At 36.4% G+C, this 15,979-nt stretch carries 17 protein-coding genes and 1 tRNA gene; 9 read left to right on the top strand and 9 right to left on the bottom strand.

What is annotated here, in order from left to right; all coding sequences use genetic code 11:
* The first annotated feature begins 4 nt into the window (after window positions 1–4).
* A complete protein-coding gene (locus SIB75_RS09500) occupies window positions 5–610 on the top strand; it encodes an alpha/beta hydrolase (RefSeq protein WP_413683048.1) in 606 nt (201 codons plus the stop codon).
* On the opposite strand, the gene SIB75_RS09495 is transcribed toward SIB75_RS09500, so the two are convergent.
* Window positions 607–975, bottom strand: coding sequence for a DUF3155 domain-containing protein (locus SIB75_RS09495; RefSeq protein WP_413683047.1), 369 nt, complete (start codon window positions 973–975; stop codon window positions 607–609). The genes SIB75_RS09500 and SIB75_RS09495 overlap by 4 nt on opposite strands.
* Window positions 976–1,285: 310 nt before the next feature.
* Here SIB75_RS09495 and SIB75_RS09490 point away from each other — a divergent pair, with 310 nt between their 5' ends.
* Window positions 1,286–2,407 (top strand): sensor histidine kinase, encoded by a 1,122-nt coding sequence (locus SIB75_RS09490; RefSeq protein WP_413683045.1) that lies wholly within the window; start codon window positions 1,286–1,288, stop codon window positions 2,405–2,407.
* On the opposite strand, the gene SIB75_RS09485 is transcribed toward SIB75_RS09490, so the two are convergent.
* Entirely contained in the window at window positions 2,388–3,071 is a 684-nt protein-coding gene (locus SIB75_RS09485) for an adenosylcobinamide-GDP ribazoletransferase (RefSeq protein WP_413684849.1), read from the bottom strand. The genes SIB75_RS09490 and SIB75_RS09485 overlap by 20 nt on opposite strands.
* A gap of 172 nt (window positions 3,072–3,243) precedes the next feature.
* Between SIB75_RS09485 and tgt the strand changes: the two genes are divergently transcribed.
* Together tgt and SIB75_RS09475 are read left to right on the top strand one after the other, a co-directional pair.
* The gene (tgt, locus tag SIB75_RS09480; RefSeq protein WP_413683044.1) at window positions 3,244–4,374 is read left to right on the top strand and encodes a tRNA guanosine(34) transglycosylase Tgt; all 1,131 of its coding nucleotides are present in this window, start codon (window positions 3,244–3,246) and stop codon (window positions 4,372–4,374) included.
* 34 nt (window positions 4,375–4,408) lie between these two features.
* Window positions 4,409–4,552, top strand: a complete 144-nt coding sequence (locus tag SIB75_RS09475; RefSeq protein ID WP_413683043.1) for a photosystem II reaction center protein K — start codon at window positions 4,409–4,411, stop codon at window positions 4,550–4,552.
* A 134-nt stretch (window positions 4,553–4,686) separates the two neighbouring features.
* Here the strand turns inward: SIB75_RS09475 and SIB75_RS09470 are convergent, their stop codons facing one another.
* The 3 genes from SIB75_RS09470 to SIB75_RS09460 form a co-directional block, all read right to left on the bottom strand.
* Window positions 4,687–5,709 carry a Gfo/Idh/MocA family oxidoreductase gene (locus tag SIB75_RS09470; protein WP_413683042.1) on the bottom strand — a complete coding sequence of 341 codons (1,023 nt, stop codon included), beginning with the start codon at window positions 5,707–5,709 and terminating at the stop codon, window positions 4,687–4,689.
* A gap of 20 nt (window positions 5,710–5,729) precedes the next feature.
* Complete coding sequence (locus SIB75_RS09465) at window positions 5,730–6,998, bottom strand: hemolysin family protein (RefSeq protein ID WP_413683040.1); 1,269 nt, start codon at window positions 6,996–6,998, stop codon at window positions 5,730–5,732.
* 14 nt (window positions 6,999–7,012) lie between these two features.
* Window positions 7,013–7,085 (bottom strand) — tRNA-Ile (locus SIB75_RS09460).
* A gap of 111 nt (window positions 7,086–7,196) precedes the next feature.
* On the opposite strand from SIB75_RS09460, the gene pyrE reads away from it, so the two are divergent.
* Together pyrE and SIB75_RS09450 are read left to right on the top strand one after the other, a co-directional pair.
* A complete protein-coding gene (gene pyrE / locus SIB75_RS09455; RefSeq protein WP_413683039.1) occupies window positions 7,197–7,775 on the top strand; it encodes an orotate phosphoribosyltransferase in 579 nt (192 codons plus the stop codon).
* Window positions 7,775–8,623, top strand: a complete 849-nt coding sequence (locus SIB75_RS09450; RefSeq protein WP_413683037.1) for a tRNA-modifying protein YgfZ — start codon at window positions 7,775–7,777, stop codon at window positions 8,621–8,623. Before pyrE ends, SIB75_RS09450 begins: the two co-directional genes overlap by 1 nt.
* Window positions 8,624–8,638: 15 nt before the next feature.
* On the opposite strand, the gene SIB75_RS09445 is transcribed toward SIB75_RS09450, so the two are convergent.
* Entirely contained in the window at window positions 8,639–10,093 is a 1,455-nt protein-coding gene (locus tag SIB75_RS09445; protein WP_413683035.1) for a TM0106 family RecB-like putative nuclease, read from the bottom strand.
* Between the two features lie 52 nt (window positions 10,094–10,145).
* Between SIB75_RS09445 and SIB75_RS09440 the strand changes: the two genes are divergently transcribed.
* A complete protein-coding gene (locus SIB75_RS09440; RefSeq protein ID WP_413683034.1) occupies window positions 10,146–11,606 on the top strand; it encodes a phosphoglucomutase/phosphomannomutase family protein in 1,461 nt (486 codons plus the stop codon).
* Window positions 11,599–12,189, top strand: a complete 591-nt coding sequence (gene rdgB, locus SIB75_RS09435; protein ID WP_413683032.1) for an RdgB/HAM1 family non-canonical purine NTP pyrophosphatase — start codon at window positions 11,599–11,601, stop codon at window positions 12,187–12,189. Before SIB75_RS09440 ends, rdgB begins: the two co-directional genes overlap by 8 nt.
* Window positions 12,190–12,218: 29 nt before the next feature.
* Here rdgB and SIB75_RS09430 read toward each other — a convergent pair whose 3' ends face one another.
* From SIB75_RS09430 to fabI, 3 genes are all read right to left on the bottom strand, one after another.
* Window positions 12,219–13,712 carry a carotenoid oxygenase family protein gene (locus SIB75_RS09430; protein ID WP_413683031.1) on the bottom strand — a complete coding sequence of 498 codons (1,494 nt, stop codon included), beginning with the start codon at window positions 13,710–13,712 and terminating at the stop codon, window positions 12,219–12,221.
* A gap of 89 nt (window positions 13,713–13,801) precedes the next feature.
* Complete coding sequence (hisB, locus tag SIB75_RS09425; RefSeq protein ID WP_413683030.1) at window positions 13,802–14,413, bottom strand: imidazoleglycerol-phosphate dehydratase HisB; 612 nt, start codon at window positions 14,411–14,413, stop codon at window positions 13,802–13,804.
* A gap of 30 nt (window positions 14,414–14,443) precedes the next feature.
* Window positions 14,444–15,226 carry an enoyl-ACP reductase FabI gene (fabI, locus tag SIB75_RS09420; RefSeq protein ID WP_413683028.1) on the bottom strand — a complete coding sequence of 261 codons (783 nt, stop codon included), beginning with the start codon at window positions 15,224–15,226 and terminating at the stop codon, window positions 14,444–14,446.
* 119 nt (window positions 15,227–15,345) lie between these two features.
* Here fabI and SIB75_RS09415 point away from each other — a divergent pair, with 119 nt between their 5' ends.
* Window positions 15,346–15,966 carry a thioredoxin family protein gene (locus SIB75_RS09415; protein ID WP_413683027.1) on the top strand — a complete coding sequence of 207 codons (621 nt, stop codon included), beginning with the start codon at window positions 15,346–15,348 and terminating at the stop codon, window positions 15,964–15,966.
* Window positions 15,967–15,979: the final 13 nt, after the last annotated feature.

Genomic DNA, 15,979 nt, shown 5'->3' with positions numbered 1-15,979 from the left:
CAAGATGACTGAACTTATCTCCTTAAATTCTGAATCCGCAACAAATAGATTGGTTTTACTTCATGGTTGGGGAGCCGATGCACATGATCTATTAACCGTTGGGAAATTATTAACTGAAGGGTTAAAAGATCGTTTTGAAATAGTTTCTTTATCTGCCCCTCAGCCGCATCCAAGTGGATTGGGAAAGCAATGGTATCCCCTATATCCTCATGAATGGGAGCAGGTTCCAAATGCAGTATTAGATCTTGAAAGGCGCCTAAGAAATCTTTGCTTTAAACACATACCTTTAAATAAAACATTGTTATTGGGTTTCTCTCAGGGGGGGGCAATGGCGTTAGAGGTTGCAACAAGAATTAAATTTGAAGGGGTTTTTGCTCTTAGCTCTTATCCACATCCAGATTGGAAACCTCACAAAGATATGCCTCCTATTTTTCTTTGCCATGGAAATATGGATCAAATAGTACCTTTAGGAGCTTCCCAAAAAAGCATTGATATTTTATTGGAAAATGGTGCTAAATCAGAGTTATATCTTTTTGATGGAGGCCACGAAATAAGTAATGATCTAATAAACCATTGTCGTGGAAAAATTGAAGAACAATTTCTAAGCTAAACAAAAGCGTATTCGTACTCTTCGATCTCTTCCCAATCATCTGCTGTGAGTTCTAAACCAGCAAAAATTTTGTCCTCACCAAGAAATTCAACAATAACTCTTAGAGAAGGGAAAAGAAAGTGATTCTCCTCGGCGTATTGAGCACTAAACAAACCTTTCTCTCCCCAGAAGAAGCGATCAGTAGTGTGTTCATTACGACGCACATTTAGTATTGATGGTGCATTCAAGCCCTCTTCTGCAATAAAACGTCTAGCTGCGGTGACAGGTTTATGTTGGCCTGTTCCTAAATGGAAAATAGGAACATGCGACATGACACGCTGACCTGCGAGTCTGCGTCTGCTAATTCTTTTACGCTTCTTTGACATGAAAAAACAACCTTTGTTTTGGGAGAGAGGGTTAGAGACTTTTCTTTTTGTTTGCTCTAGCTGAGGCTAAAGTAATTTGAAAAAAAGTTGAAACTGAGACGGAAAGTTTTTCTCAAATAATTAAAAGTGGACTACGGAGGTTACCCATCAATCTCTGCCGTAGCCTCAAAGTCACTCAAAGTGCTCACTTTTTAATTAGATTTGAGATAACCTCCTAACAAGTAATCTAAATTCTTTATTAACATCTTAATACTTTTTTCAAATTTTTCAAGTTTTTGGGTACTTCGTTTTCCTTGTCTAAAATTAAATAATGAGCTCAACGCATTATTCAGAAAGGTTTTTAAATTTTGTTCAACAGCAGTTGACGAGCTATCAAGCTGAGCATGAGCTTGAGCGTGTTGTTGTCTATGTAGCTAGATCTGGCGATAGTGGATCACCCACTCTAGAAGTGGTAGGCCAGTGTCCAAAGTCAGAAAAAATATTACAACCAGTAGAAACTGATACTGCCCTTCGCACACCTTCATCTAATAGGAGGTGGTACCCCTTGCAAGAAGGATCAATATTATTAGGAGTTATTCGTGCGGAAAGAATTGCTTCTGAAGAAGAATGGCCCGAATCTCTTGATCAGCGCCTGCAATCTATGTCGATTTTATTGGCTAACTCTCTTGCCTCTGAACTTGATAGAAAAAGGTTATTAGATCAACTAGATGATCAAAAGGAACAGATATCTTTAATGGTTCATCAGCTAAGAAATCCATTGGCGGCCCTTGGAACTTATGCAAAATTGCTTTTGAGAAAAATAGGCCCTGAAAGTGAGCATGAGAATCTTGTTAAAGGTCTAATAACTGAACAAGCGCAGGTTAATAAATATCTGTCTGCGCTTGATCAGCTTAGTCAAGTCAAATTACCTCAAGCTGATGGTGGATCAAATAGATTACTCTTGCCTCCGCTTTTGCCAACTGAGACTTACATCAGTGTCAAAAGCTTGATAGAGCCATTGATAGATAGAGCTAAAGCAAGAGCTAATTTGCAAGGAAGAGAATGGTTTAGTCCTTCAGAGTGGCCAGAGTGGATGGAATCAAGATCGATTTCAGAAGGTGTCATTGCTGAAATAGTCGCAAACCTTCTGGAAAATGCATTTCGTTATAGCCCTCCTCAATCCTCTATTGGTATAGATGTGATTGAAAAGGGAATATGTATTTGGGACGCAGGCAATCCTATAAAGGAAGAAGAAAGAGAAAAGATTTTTGAGAAAGGTTTTAGGGGTGAAAGTGGTTCGAAAATGTCTGGCAGCGGAATAGGCCTTGCTCTTGCTAGGGATTTAGCTATGCAATTAGGTGGGGATTTAAAATTAGTTGTTAATCCAAGTGAGTTTAAAAATTCTTTGCCTGAATCAGGGAATGCTTTTATTTTTACTTTGGAACCAAAATGATACTTAATAGTAATAAATTTATTGTTTCAGTTATCACTAAACCTGCTCCATAGCTATCTCCGCTATGACCTCCCAAGCATTTATTTATTAAGTGTGGAATTAATATTGAAGTAATCAAGCCTGAGAAAATACAATATAATAATAATAAAGTATTAGATATATTTAAATTGGTTAAATATAGAAAAAATATTATTCCTATAGAAAGAATTATGAATGATGGTCTTATTTCTTTAGATATGCCTTTCCATTGTTCATGATGAAAGGAAAGAGATTCTTTTTTGAAGATGTATTCATAATTTTCAATTGCAAAAATTTGGGAGAGTCTTCCCCAAAAGGCAGATAAAGGGAATGCATATGGCGCAAGTAAATCAAGTTTCATGATTGCTGCTATTTGAAGAATCAAAATAATTATTAAACTTTGCACACCTATTGCGCCCACTCTGCTGTCTCTCATTGCCTCAATTCGCTTTGATGGACCTGCACCAATCCCATCAGCCGTATCCATTAAACCGTCAATATGAAGCCCACCAGTGATGACAACGCTAATTGCAAAACATATCAAGGCGATGGAAATGTTTGGCCAATTAAAGTATTTCAATAAAAGCCAAGACAAGGATTGTATAAAGCCAATGAAAATTCCTATTAAAGGTGCAAAACGTGCAATTCTTGTAAATTTAGGCTTGACGAATGGCCATGGAGGTAAAATTGTGTAAAAAACCCATGCACCTGCAAGGTCCCTTAGCCAGTTTTTAAAAATCAGAATTACAACCTCAACTGTTTCTTAGATCTCAAATTAGTTATATAACTAATTTAAGTTATGGAAAATTTAGTAATAATTGAAAAAGCCCTTCTTCGATTTTCAAATACAAAGCAGATGCAATTCGACATTAGCTCGGGTCTGCTCTTTTAAAACGCCAAATGGAATTGTAAATACTCCAAGATTTATGCCAGTAGGAACGTTAGGAACAGTCAAGGGCGTTACATCAGAGCAGCTTAAGAGAACAGGAGCGGAAATGATTCTTGCTAATACTTTTCATCTTCATCTGCAGCCTGGAGAAAAGATTGTTCAAGATGCAGGGGGGCTACATAAATTTATGTGCTGGGGAAAGCCAATACTTACTGACTCAGGAGGCTTTCAAGTTTTTAGTTTGGCAAAGTTAAATAAAATTGATAATGAAGGAGTTTCGTTTCAAAGTCCCAGAGATGGTAAACATATTTTTTTGACTCCTGAAAAGGCTACTGAAATTCAAATGGCCTTAGGCTCCGATGTCGCCATGGCTTTTGATCAATGCCCCCCTTACCCAGCTAGTGAATCAGACGTTGAGGAGGCCTGTAAAAGGACTCATCACTGGTTGGAGAGATGTTTAAATGCTCATACCAAAGATGACCAAGCAGTTTTTGGAATAGTTCAAGGTGGGTGCTTCCCTCATTTGAGGGAATTGAGCGCAAAAATTGTCTCAGGATTCGACTTGCCTGGGATTGCTATCGGAGGTGTAAGCGTAGGTGAACCAATAAATCAAATGCACAAAATTGTACGAGAAACCTGTCCGTTATTACCTGATGATCGACCCAGATACTTAATGGGGATTGGAACCTTAAGAGAAATGGCCATAGCTGTAGCAAATGGTGTAGATCTATTCGACTGTGTCATACCAACGCGCTTGGGAAGACATGGGAGCGCATTGGTTAATGGGGAAACATGGAATTTAAGAAATTCTCGTTTTAAAGACGATTACAGACCGTTGGATTCATCATGTAATTGTGAAGCTTGTACTGGATATACAAGGGCATATATTCATCATTTAATTCGCAACAAAGAATTACTTGGTCTTACACTTTTGAGTCTGCACAATCTCACGCATTTGATCCGTTTTACAGGTGCTATGAGGCAAGCAATTATTGAAGGTTGTTTTTCAGAGGATTTCGCTCCGTGGCAGAGTGACTCTAAAGCGCGTCGTACGTGGTAGCGTGCGTGCTAAATACGTCCATTATTTCTTAGGGATGGCACTGATTAATCTCGACTTGCTAGCTGAACTTCCGGTTGCTTACCAGGCTTTTGCACCCACAGTGGATGTACTTCCGCTTATACCTATTTTCTTCTTTCTGCTTGTTTTTGTTTGGCAAGCGGCAGTTGGCTTTCGTTAAAAACGAAGTTTTTCTTCTGATTTTTTTAAAATTTAAGTAATCGATTAAAGGTTCTTAACAAAATAAAACTTTTGTTCGAAATAAAACATCGGGCAAAAGTTTTATTTTTTTTTTGACTATTTGATGTGTCTTATTTAAATCCCTTTTCCCAGTAAAATGTCTTCACTTGGCATTGATACTGCTTTTTCAATTAAATCAGCCAGATGAAGAGCTCTAGATGCTTGAAGCCCTCCAACAGCAGGTTTCTCCTTGCCTCTAACACATTGCAAAAAATGCTCAAGCTCTGCATACAATGGCTCAATTGATGTTGTACTCACTTCTTCAATAAAACCATCGTTTCGATAAAGTAATTCTCCATGATCTGCTGAATACCATTCATGAGCCTTTCTATGGATGTGAATATTGTGGTTTAGGAAATCTGTTTCTATAAGACTTTGTTTGCAATGAGCGCTTAAACTTCTAATTTTTTTGTGACTCATTTTGCTGGCTGTCAGACTCGCAACTACCCCATTTTTAAATCCCAGTGTCGCGTTAACGTAATCCATAGGTCCATCTCCACTACATCCTCCAACTGCAGCAAGCCTTATCACTTTTGAACTTGCAAGTTCAATAACTAAATCAATATCGTGAATCATTAAGTCCAAGACGACTGACACATCATTAGCCCTCTCGGGATGAGGGCTATGCCTTCTGGCCTCAAGAACTACAACTTCTTCATTAGCAACTACTTTTGTTAATTCTCTAAAAGCTGGATTAAATCTTTCTATATGGCCAACTTGTAATAACTTTTTTGCATTGTTTGATGCATTAATCAAAGATGAGGCTTCTTCTTTATTTGCTGCTATCGGTTTTTCAATTAAAACATGTTTACCGGAATTTAGACATTCTAGACCTACTTCATGGTGAAACATCGTAGGTACAGCAACACATACAGCTTCTACTTGATGTAATAAGTCCTTGTAATTCTTGTACCAATTACAATTAAATTGATCCATAGCTAATTTTCCTCTTTCTTCATCTAAATCTGCAACTCCTACTAACTCAGCATCTTTGAGAAGACTAAGAACTCTTGCGTGGTGCCAACCCATATTTCCAATTCCTATTACCCCAACTTTTACAGGGATAATATTTTCGATGATCTTGGAAATTTTGGTCATGTTTACTCTCTTATTAATTATTATTTAGGAAGTATTATTTTTACTTTGTTTATTCTTGGACCTTTCATAGAAATAATTTCAAATATAATTTCATTATGAACGAACGTTTCTCCTGTGTTGGGAATTTCTTGGAGTTTTTCTAAAACAAACCCAGCAAGAGTGTAATGATCATCAGCTTCTGGCAATTCTAATTTAAGCTCTTTATTTAGTTCTATTACTTCTATCTCGCCAGATGTAATCCATATTTTTTTCGAGTCATCAATAGGTCTTAGCTCAGATTCTTTATTATCAAATTGAATCTCATCACCAACAATTTCACCTGTTAAGTCTGCTGATGTTATTAATCCTTCAGTTCCTCCATATTCATCAACAACCAATAGTAGTGGGTTCCCATTTTTGATTAGGGGTAGTAATTCGGCCAAAGTAGAAGTTTCTAGCACACGAATGACTGGTTTTATGTAAGGCTCTAAAGATGAGTTGGCTTGCATTTCCCCTTTGGCTATTGGGTAAGCAAGTTGCCTTAAATCTAAAACTCCAAGAACATTATCAAGTGATTCATCAATTACTAAGTATCTTGCATGACGAGTTTTATGAACTTCTTCCATCATTTGAGCGAAGGAAACCTCTTTAGGAAGAGTAACCATTCCTGATCTAGGAACCATTACCTCTCTGACTTGTGTATCTCTCAAAGCAAAAACACCTTCAAGTATGTTCCTTTCATCAGGCTTTAATCCTGTTACGCCGCCAGTTTCAATTAATTTCTCTAATTCTCCTGCTGAGAATGCAGCTGTCGTAAGACTTTCTGATTGAGTCTTGAGTTTAAATAATCTAAGAATTAATAAAGCAAGTCCTTCTAGTAAAGAAAGAAATGGTGACATCCATTTTATTGCGGCCTCAATTAGAGGAGATAATTTTAGGGCAGAAGTCTCTGGTTGATTAAGAACAAGTGCTTTTGGAAGAAGACCAGATATCAGAGTTGCCAAAAGTACAACAGTAATAAAAAGTCCTAGATCTAAAAAATAGTTAATTGAAGCATTATTTCCCCACCATTGAGTTGCTAAATTTTTGCAGACCCAACCAATTGAAATTAATGAAATAGTTATTCCTAACTCTGCTATTAATAGGGTTCTTCTCAGCCTTTTCTGTAGACGAATTATGGAATTGGAACCTGGAAGTCCATCTTCTACCAGTCTTTGAACCTTAGTTGAACGAAGTCGCAAAATGGCAAATTGACCTGCATTGAAAAATGCTGGTATTACAAGCAATATACAAAGAAGTAATAAACTCATTAATAATTTTTTTATGGGGGTGGCGAGGATCGAACTCGCCTAAGGCGAATTATGAGTTCGCTGCATTCACCAGATTGCTACACCCCCAAAAAAAGCAGAACTAAAAACTTTTTTTGATAATAGTTAATTAGTTTGCCTAAAGTAAATATATATCTAATCCCACCAAGATGTTTAATAATTAAACTTGCATATAAAGATATGACCCCATTGAATTCTTCATTAGATGGAATAAAAGAAAATCTTTTAACTTTATTAGCTCAACAAGCTTATAGGTTTGGCGATTTCTCTTTGGCTTCCGGGAAAAAAAGTTCTCATTACGTCAATTGCAAGCCAGTCTCTCTCTCAGGTCCAGGACTCTTGTCGATAAGTTCACTATTCCTAAAACAATTAAACGAAAGTGATAGTGCTGTAGCTGGACTGACTTTGGGTGCTGACCCTCTAGTTAGTGGCGTTGTAATGTTGGCAGCTCAATCAGGTATTAATTTAAGCGGTTTAATAGTAAGGAAAGAAGCTAAAGGTCATGGAACTGGATCATGGTTGGAAGGACCTTTGCCTCCAAAGGGCTCTGTAATTACTGTCCTGGAGGATGTTGTCACTACTGGTGGCTCTTCTCTAAAGGCTGTTGAAAAACTTAGAAATCAAGGGTATTTAGTTAACCAAGTACTAGCAATAGTCGATAGAGAAGAAGGAGGCGTAGATGCCATGAATAAAGCTGATTTAGATTTAAATAGTCTTTTCTTTTTAAAAGAGATTGTTGAAAGAGCTAAAAGCTTGTAATGACAGAAAATAAATCATTGATTTGGGATGAAACATTCCCTTCATTACTTCTAACAGGAGAAGGTACTACTGCTTTTTTACATGGTCAAACAACCGCTGATGTTTTTGCTAATAAAGAACTAGACCGAATATTCATGAGTTGTTGGCTATCAACTAAAGGATCTTTAAAAGCTCTATTGGAAATTCGACTTTCAGATGATATGGCTGAGATTGTTATTATTAGTGGTCAAATTAATTCTGTAAGAGATGGATTTGAATCAGTGATATTTCCAGCAGATAAAGTTAAGTTAGAAGTTATAGATCCAATCAGAAGAAGACAAGAAATAAGTAATGATAATTCATGGAAGGAATCAACTTTTAATTGGATTGATAATACTGATTTGAGTCTTGAAGAAGTAACTAACTCTAAAAAAGCTACTAAAGAAGAATTAGAAAATTGGAAAATAAGACAAGGAATACCTAGCTTTGATAGAGAGATAAATGGAGAAACGAATCCTTATGAATTAGGATTAGCAGATATAATAAATCTTGATAAAGGCTGTTATCTAGGTCAAGAGGCAATGGCTAGGTTTTTTAGGTCTAAATCTCTAAAATTTCAACTTCGTTATTGGGAAGCTTATGGAGAATCTACTGAGTTTGATATTGGTAAAAAGTTTTTTAGCACTAAGCAAGATGAAGGATTAAAGAAAAATGTAGGAGTTGTTACTTCTTCAATGAGGGTTAATAATAATTTTTTTAATGGACTGGCATTAATTAAGAAAAATTTTCTTGATAACGAATTTTGTTTTTCTGAAAATGGTGAATCTATAACTATAAAAAAAACAATCTCTTTTACTAATCCATTTTAATCTATTGCGATATTCTTATTCGTGATCTATTAACCACTTCGCGATCATTAAGGTTGCTATGCAATCATCACGATTATATTCAAAAATTGAATTTAAATTCCTAGAATACATTTTATTTATTTTACGTGATTTTTTCCATTGTCTCCACCATAAAAGAGCTCTAGCTCCATCTAAATTAGTTTGATTCCATTCAAATCCAATCCATTCTGCGATTGATTTAAGACCATAATTTCTTACTGGAATGCACCAGTGTTCTCTAATTAATAAATGTATATCAATAAATCTTTTTTTTAATGCTTCAATTTCATGAGGACTAGCTCCTTGGCGTAAACCCAGCTTTAGCAAAGATATTGGCTCTGTTTCTCCATAATGGATAATGGGATAGTCTCTATTAAGACTTAATTTTTTAGTTATTCTTTTCCAGAGAAAACTTTCAGTATTTTTTTCAAGATTAAGTAATGGTGAATATTTAGTTTTTTCTAAACTTATTTCGGTTTTAATATTTTTTGGTAATCGTATAAATCCATGTAAAAAGTCATGTTTAATATCTGGGTCAGATTCAATATCATAAATATATAAACCTTTTGCATTCCTTAAATTACTTAGTGTTATTTCTGAATTAAGTTTGATTGCCCCGTTACTCATTTGGGATTGCGATTGTAATATAATTTGTTTGGAAATATCACCATGTTGTGTGCCAAATCTTTCAAGCTTTTCCTTTAAATTATAATGCTTAACCTTTGCTAGATCCTCTATACTATTAATGCCGATTTTGTTTAATAATAACTCTCTTTTTGCACCAATTCCGCTAACTTCACTTAGACTTCCTTCTTTAATTGAAATAGCATCACAATCTTTTCTCCATGAACATATTGTGCATTTTTTTCTATTAGAAGTTATGGGTGGAGGAATTTTTGATTCAATATCTTTCTCTAGATTTAATAATGAGTCGATTAATTCTTTATTTCTATTTTCACTTAATCTTATCTTTTCGACTTTGATATTTTCATTCTCTTTGTGTAATATTAAACCTTTCTCGACTTGACATTTCTGCAAATTATTTATTAATAAACCTTTCATTGCAAGTATTAATCTATGTTCTCTTGTGATTTTTTTACCTTGTCTAGCTAAAATAGGTTGGTAAGCAAAATTACCCCAAATACTTTCTCCTGATGTCTTCCTTAGGATCGGTAAATTTACTTTGATAAGTCTATTTTTAATAAGAGGATATTTAAGTCTGACCCCATAGGCTATGTTTTTCCCGGCTTCACAAGCTTGAATTCCTATCCCATAACTGTTTTGTGAGAGATTACGAAAGCAGTCTATTTGATGATTTAATTGAAGTGTGCTGTGAGCGGTCCACAACTTTTTTTGTTTATCACCATAAATTTCGAGCCAAGCTTTTCTTCTGCATCGAATCCAACTCCTTAAAAGGTGATCATTAATTGGTTTGGATTTATTACATTTCATACTTAGAGATTAATCTGAATTTCTTTAAGAACAAAGTTTCGCCAACATAAAGATGAAAAAGAAAAAGTTGAATCTCACTAAAGACGAAATTTCTTTCGGAACAGATGGATGGAGAGGGATATTAGGCGTTGATTTCACTTTGGAAAGATTGCTTAAAGTTGCAGCAGCAGCAGCTCAAGAGCTTGCTTATGTAAAGGAGAAAAAAAATAATAAAATAATCATTGGTTATGACCGACGTTTCCTAGCGGAGGAGATGGCTGAGGCGATTGCATCTGCAGTTAGGGGCGTAGACTTAGTACCTTTGTTATCTTCTTCTGCGCTGCCAACTCCCTCTTGTAGCTGGGGAATAGTTGAAGAAAGTGCACTTGGTGCACTTGTGATTACAGCAAGTCATAACCCATGCGAATGGTTGGGTTTGAAAATAAAAGGTCCTTTTGGAGGCTCAGTTGATAGCTCTTTCACCGATGCCGTTCAAAAAAGATTAGATGCTGGAGGGATATCAATTCCAATCGAAGACGCAACCGAGAGAGTTGATTTTCGAAAACAACATCTATTGGGGATTAGTCAGAAATTTGACATACCTTTGATTTCTAATGGCTTGAGAAAATTAGGTATGAAAATATTTGTTGATCCAATGCATGGATCTGCTGCTGGATGCATGTCTGAATTATTTGGCTCTGATGGTGATGAGCTTATTTATGAATTAAGAACAAAAAGAGATCCTTGTTTTGGCGGGAACCCTCCAGAACCTATGAAGGCTTACCTATCGCAATTGATAGAAGAAGTTAAGGATTCGTTCAGAGAGGGTAAGTTGTCCATGGGCATAGTTTTTGATGGAGATGGAGATCGAATTGCGGCAATTGATGAAAAAGGTAGATATTGCAATACACAGTTGTTAATGCCTGTTCTAATAGACCATCTAGCAAGATTCAAAAATATGCCAGGTTGTGTTGTTAAAACTGTAAGTGGTTCGGACTTGATGCGATTGGTTGCGGAGGACTTGGGGAGAGAAGTGCTCGAGAAGCCAGTTGGGTTTAAATATATTGCTGAAGAAATGCTTTCAAGAGAAGTTCTCATTGGAGGCGAGGAGTCAGGGGGAGTTGGATTTGGACATCATTTGCCAGAACGTGATGCGTTGTTTACCGCTTTGATTTTGTTGGAGTCAATAGTTGCTGATAGTAAATGTTTAGGTGAGAAAATAGATTCTCTTCATGCTCGTTTTGGTGAGAGTCATTTTGAACGTATTGATTTAACTCTCAAGGATATGGAAATCAGAAGGAAATTGGAAAATTTTTTGAAACAGAAAACTCCATCTTCGATAGGTCACAAATCAGTTTTAGAGGTTATTTCAACTGATGGAATCAAACTTGTACTTGATAAAAGTCATTGGCTTATGTTCCGCTTTTCTGGAACAGAGCCTCTTTTAAGAATTTATTGCGAAGCTCCATCCAGTGCAGAAGTTACTTCAACTTTGTATTATGCAAAGCAACTTGTAGATAATAGTTTTGGATAATTTCCCTCTAGTAATTGCTAGTGGCAATCAAGGTAAAATCGGAGAATTCAAAAAACTTTTGGACGATTTTCCATTTGATTTATTGACTCAACCAGTTGGATTTGAGATTGAGGAAACAGGAAATACATTTATGGAAAATGCAAGAATCAAGGCCATTGCTGTCAGTCAAGCAACAGGTAATTTGTCTCTTGCTGACGACTCTGGGTTAAGTGTTGAGTCTCTTGGAGGGGTACCAGGTATTTATTCTTCTAGGTATGCAAATTCAGATAAGGAAAGAATTGAAAAACTATTATCAGAGCTAAAACCCTTTCCAAATAGAAAAGCTAAATTTGAATGTGCATTATGTATAGCTAATGGGGAAAAAGTGTTAATAGAAGTTTCAGGCTTTTGCGAAGGCATAATAACTCTCTCCCCTAAAGGGAAAAATGGGTTTGGTTATGATCCGATTTTTGAAGTTTCTGGATTAGGTGAAACTTATGCGGAAATGGACCACGAAAAAAAGAAGCATATTGGCCACAGAGGGAATGCATTCAAATTGCTCATGCCAGAATTGAAAAAACTATTGGTTTCAATAAAAAAGTAGTTTTTGTTTTCTTGCAAAAATTTTAGTTTTTAATTTTCAACCCAACTACCGTGTAATCCATGTGGGATTGAAATTGGAACTTCAAGAATAGCCTTTTCAGTCAGATCTTTAGAGTCAAGGATTATTAAATCAGTTCCAGATCTAATACTATTCCAAACCAATGCAATAACCCATCCATTGTCTTCTTCGGATTTTGATTCTTGGGATGGAATAAATATAGGCTCACTTACAAAACCTCTTGGAGCAGCACTCCAACTTATCTCTTTGTTATTGGATAAATCGATTTTTTTTATAGCTTGAAGTGGCCCGTTCCCTTCTTTTTCTTCTGAAGTTGCCATCCAACTGAAGCGGGCCTTTAATCCTTCGAAATTAGGATTGACCATTGCAAATTCACAACATTGATTGCTTATTGTTGAACAGGTAAATGTATTTTCTATTGGATTGATTTCACTTCTTTTCAAAATTCCTTCTGGTAAAAGATCAAAATCAATTTCTCTAAAATTATCCTCGGGTCCAATACTAGGGAAATCATCATAAAAAATACTTTCAATATTGATTTTTTCATTATCTTCCCATGCATTTAGATGATGAAAAACAAAACCTTTGGGAGCATCAATTGATTTTGGAGGTTGACCAGTAAATCTGCCAGAGTCCCTTGGTATTAATAAAAATTTTGGAGTCCCATCGGGTTTAGAAGCTAAACATTGAGCGGCTCCTTTTTGTCCAAGTAGGAACGGGAGAGGATTAAAACTAATAGCGTTTTGGAGAAATATTGCCCAGTTTGGAGTTATGGCGAAATCATGCAAGAACGCAAATCCATTAAAAGAATCTTTTCTATCACTTAAAAGACAACCAATATTGTCTCCCTCTGTGGAGAATTCCATCAATCTAATTGTGCTTTTAGGACCTGTAGACACCCCAAAAGTGACCATTCTCTTGTCTTTGTAGTGGCCAGGGTCAAAACGTGGATGAGCACTAAATGCTTCACCTTTTTTTAGAACTCCTTTTAAATCAGATAAACCATTCGTCTCAAGGGTATTTGGATTAAGTGAATATGGACTGGATGCTTCCCATAAAGCTAGTAGATCATCTCCAAGTTTTATTACGTGAGTATTGGCAATATTTTTTAGCCTTACATCAAAAGCATTAGCGAATACCCCGCCTTCTTTTTGAGTTCCAAATACACCTCTATATAGAAATTTCTGGGATTTTTCTTCTTCTGCCCATTCCTTTGTTCGAACAAAACGATTTGTCAGGTTTATTTTCCCATTCTCAAACTTGAAGGCAGCAATCATGCCATCTCCATCAAATGGATGATGTACCCATCTTCCTCCTCTTTCTAATCTGCCTGGTCCGTTTCGATAAAAGGTGCCAGAAATTTGTTCAGGAATAGATCCTTTTACCAGTTTGAGTTCAGCGTGATCTAATTCTTTTTCAACATTGCAATATGCACTTGACCAATCTTTTTTGTTGAAGATTGTTTGCTGTGGTGATGTTTCTCTTTTTAAATAACTAACTGCCACTATTTTTTATGGATTGAAACTTGATTTTCGCTTAAACTTCTTACTTTTGCGAGCTCAAGGTCGAAATGATTTATTAAAATAAGGAGTTTTTATTGACCAGCCTGTTCAAGAACTCCTTTACTACTTGGAATTTGACTTGATCTTCTAGAGTCAATTTCAGTAGCCATTCGAAGAGCTCTTGCAAAAGATTTGAAAGTAGCCTCAATTATGTGGTGGGTATTATTCCCCGCCAGTTGTCTGATGTGGAGAGTCAACCCACCATTACTCACAACAGCACCAAAAAATTCTTTAACCAACTCAGTATCATAAGTGCCCACTTTTTGAGAAGGAATATCCAAATTAAAACTTAAATATGGCCGACCGGAACAATCAACCACAACCTGAATAAGAGCTTCATCAAGCGGCGCTAAAAAATGACCAAAGCGCTTTATTCCAACTCGATCACCTAATGCTTTTGATAAAGCTTGTCCAATAGCAATCCCAACATCTTCATTGCTGTGATGATCGTCTATGTGAGTATCTCCATTTGCCCTTACTTCAATATCAAATAACCCATGACTAGATAATTGTTGGATCATATGGTCGAGAAAACCAATCCCTGAATTTGCAGTGCATTTCCCAGAGCCATCAAGATCAATTTTCACATAAACGTCAGTTTCCTTGGTTTTTCGGCTAACTTCTACTGCTCTAGTTTTTTTCATATTTGATTGGCAATTTGAGTTGGCTTGAAATTACATTCCATTTATGCAATAACCTGCATCAACATAAACAGTTTGTCCTGATATACCACTCGAAAGATCGCTAAGCAAGAAAGCAGCGGTATTACCCACCTCGATTTGAGTAACGGTTCTCCTAAGGGGAGCTTTTTCTTCGACGTTATGAATCATGTCCAGAATTCCTCCAATAGCTGAACTCGCGAGAGTTCTTATTGGTCCAGCACTAATAGCATTCACTCGAACCTGATTTTCAGGACCAAGTTCTTCCGAAAGATATCTAACCGATGCCTCTAAAGCTGCTTTAGCAACTCCCATTACGTTGTAATTGGGAATCGCTCGTTCTGCTCCTAAATAAGTCAAGGTGACTACGCCTGCCCCTTTACTGAATAGAGGTTTTGCATATTTACATAGTGGGGCGAGTGAGTAAGCACTAATTTCTAAGGCTCTTGAGAATCCCTCTGGAGAAGTTGCACTGTAATTTCCTACTAATTCTTCTTTCCCTGCAAAGGCTAGACAGTGAACTAATCCATCAAGCTGGCCCCATTGATTTTTAATGGCTTTAAAAACCTCTTCAATTTGAGAAGAGTTTTGAACATTAAGTGGTAAGAACAGGCTTGGATTTAAAGGAGAAGTAAGTTCTTTTACTTTTGCTTCAAATCTACCTTTTTCATCGGGCAAGTATGTAATTCCTAGTTCAGCGCCAGCTGCTTTTAACTGTTGTGCAATCCCCCAGGCAATTGATCTGTTGTTTGCTATTCCTGTAACAAGGATTTTTTTGCCACTAAGATCGAGAAGCATCTTTCGGACTCATTTGGTTAGTATTACTAATTGTCCCTTATTTAGGGCTAAGACTCATAGTTAAATGCATATATAGTTAAAAGTTCTGTAATCCATTAACCCACCAAAGTATAAGAATCATGGTTCGAACAGCCTCAACAATGCTTCCATTAGGAACTCAATTACCTGCTTTTGAGTTAGGCGTGGTTTCAGGTGTGAACCTCGCTCCAGATGATTCTTTAAAAGGTCTTAGTCATATCAGTAATTTTGAATTAACAAAAAGACCATTGTTTTTGATGGTCATATGCGCTCATTGTCCATTTGTTAAACATGTAGAAAGTGGAATCACAAATTTATTCAATTCTTTTGGTAATGACGTTCAATTTTTGGCTATTTCTAGTAATAGCCTGAAAACACACCCGCAAGATGCGCCAGAATTCTTAGCCTCTCAAGCTAATCAACTGGGATGGAAGTTTCCATATTTATTTGATTCTGATCAAAAATTGGCAAAGGCGCTTAAAGCCGCATGTACGCCCGACTTTTATATTTTTTGGCCTTCTCCAGATGCAGGCTCAACATTGAGATACAGGGGACAAATGGATGGAAGTCGTCCTGGCAATGAAATACCTGTTTCTGGGGATGATATTCGTATAGCACTCAGATCATTACTAAAGGGAGAAGATATTTCAGCTAATCAAAAACCCTCTATTGGTTGCAACATCAAATGGCATCCTGGTATGGAGCCTGAGTGGTTTGGATGAATTAATGAGTTTC

Source organism: Prochlorococcus sp. MIT 1011 (assembly GCF_047305235.1).
Lineage (GTDB): Bacteria > Cyanobacteriota > Cyanobacteriia > PCC-6307 > Cyanobiaceae > Prochlorococcus_B.
Note: the sequence above shows the minus strand (reverse complement) of the source record. Positions and strands in the feature narration are given on the sequence as shown.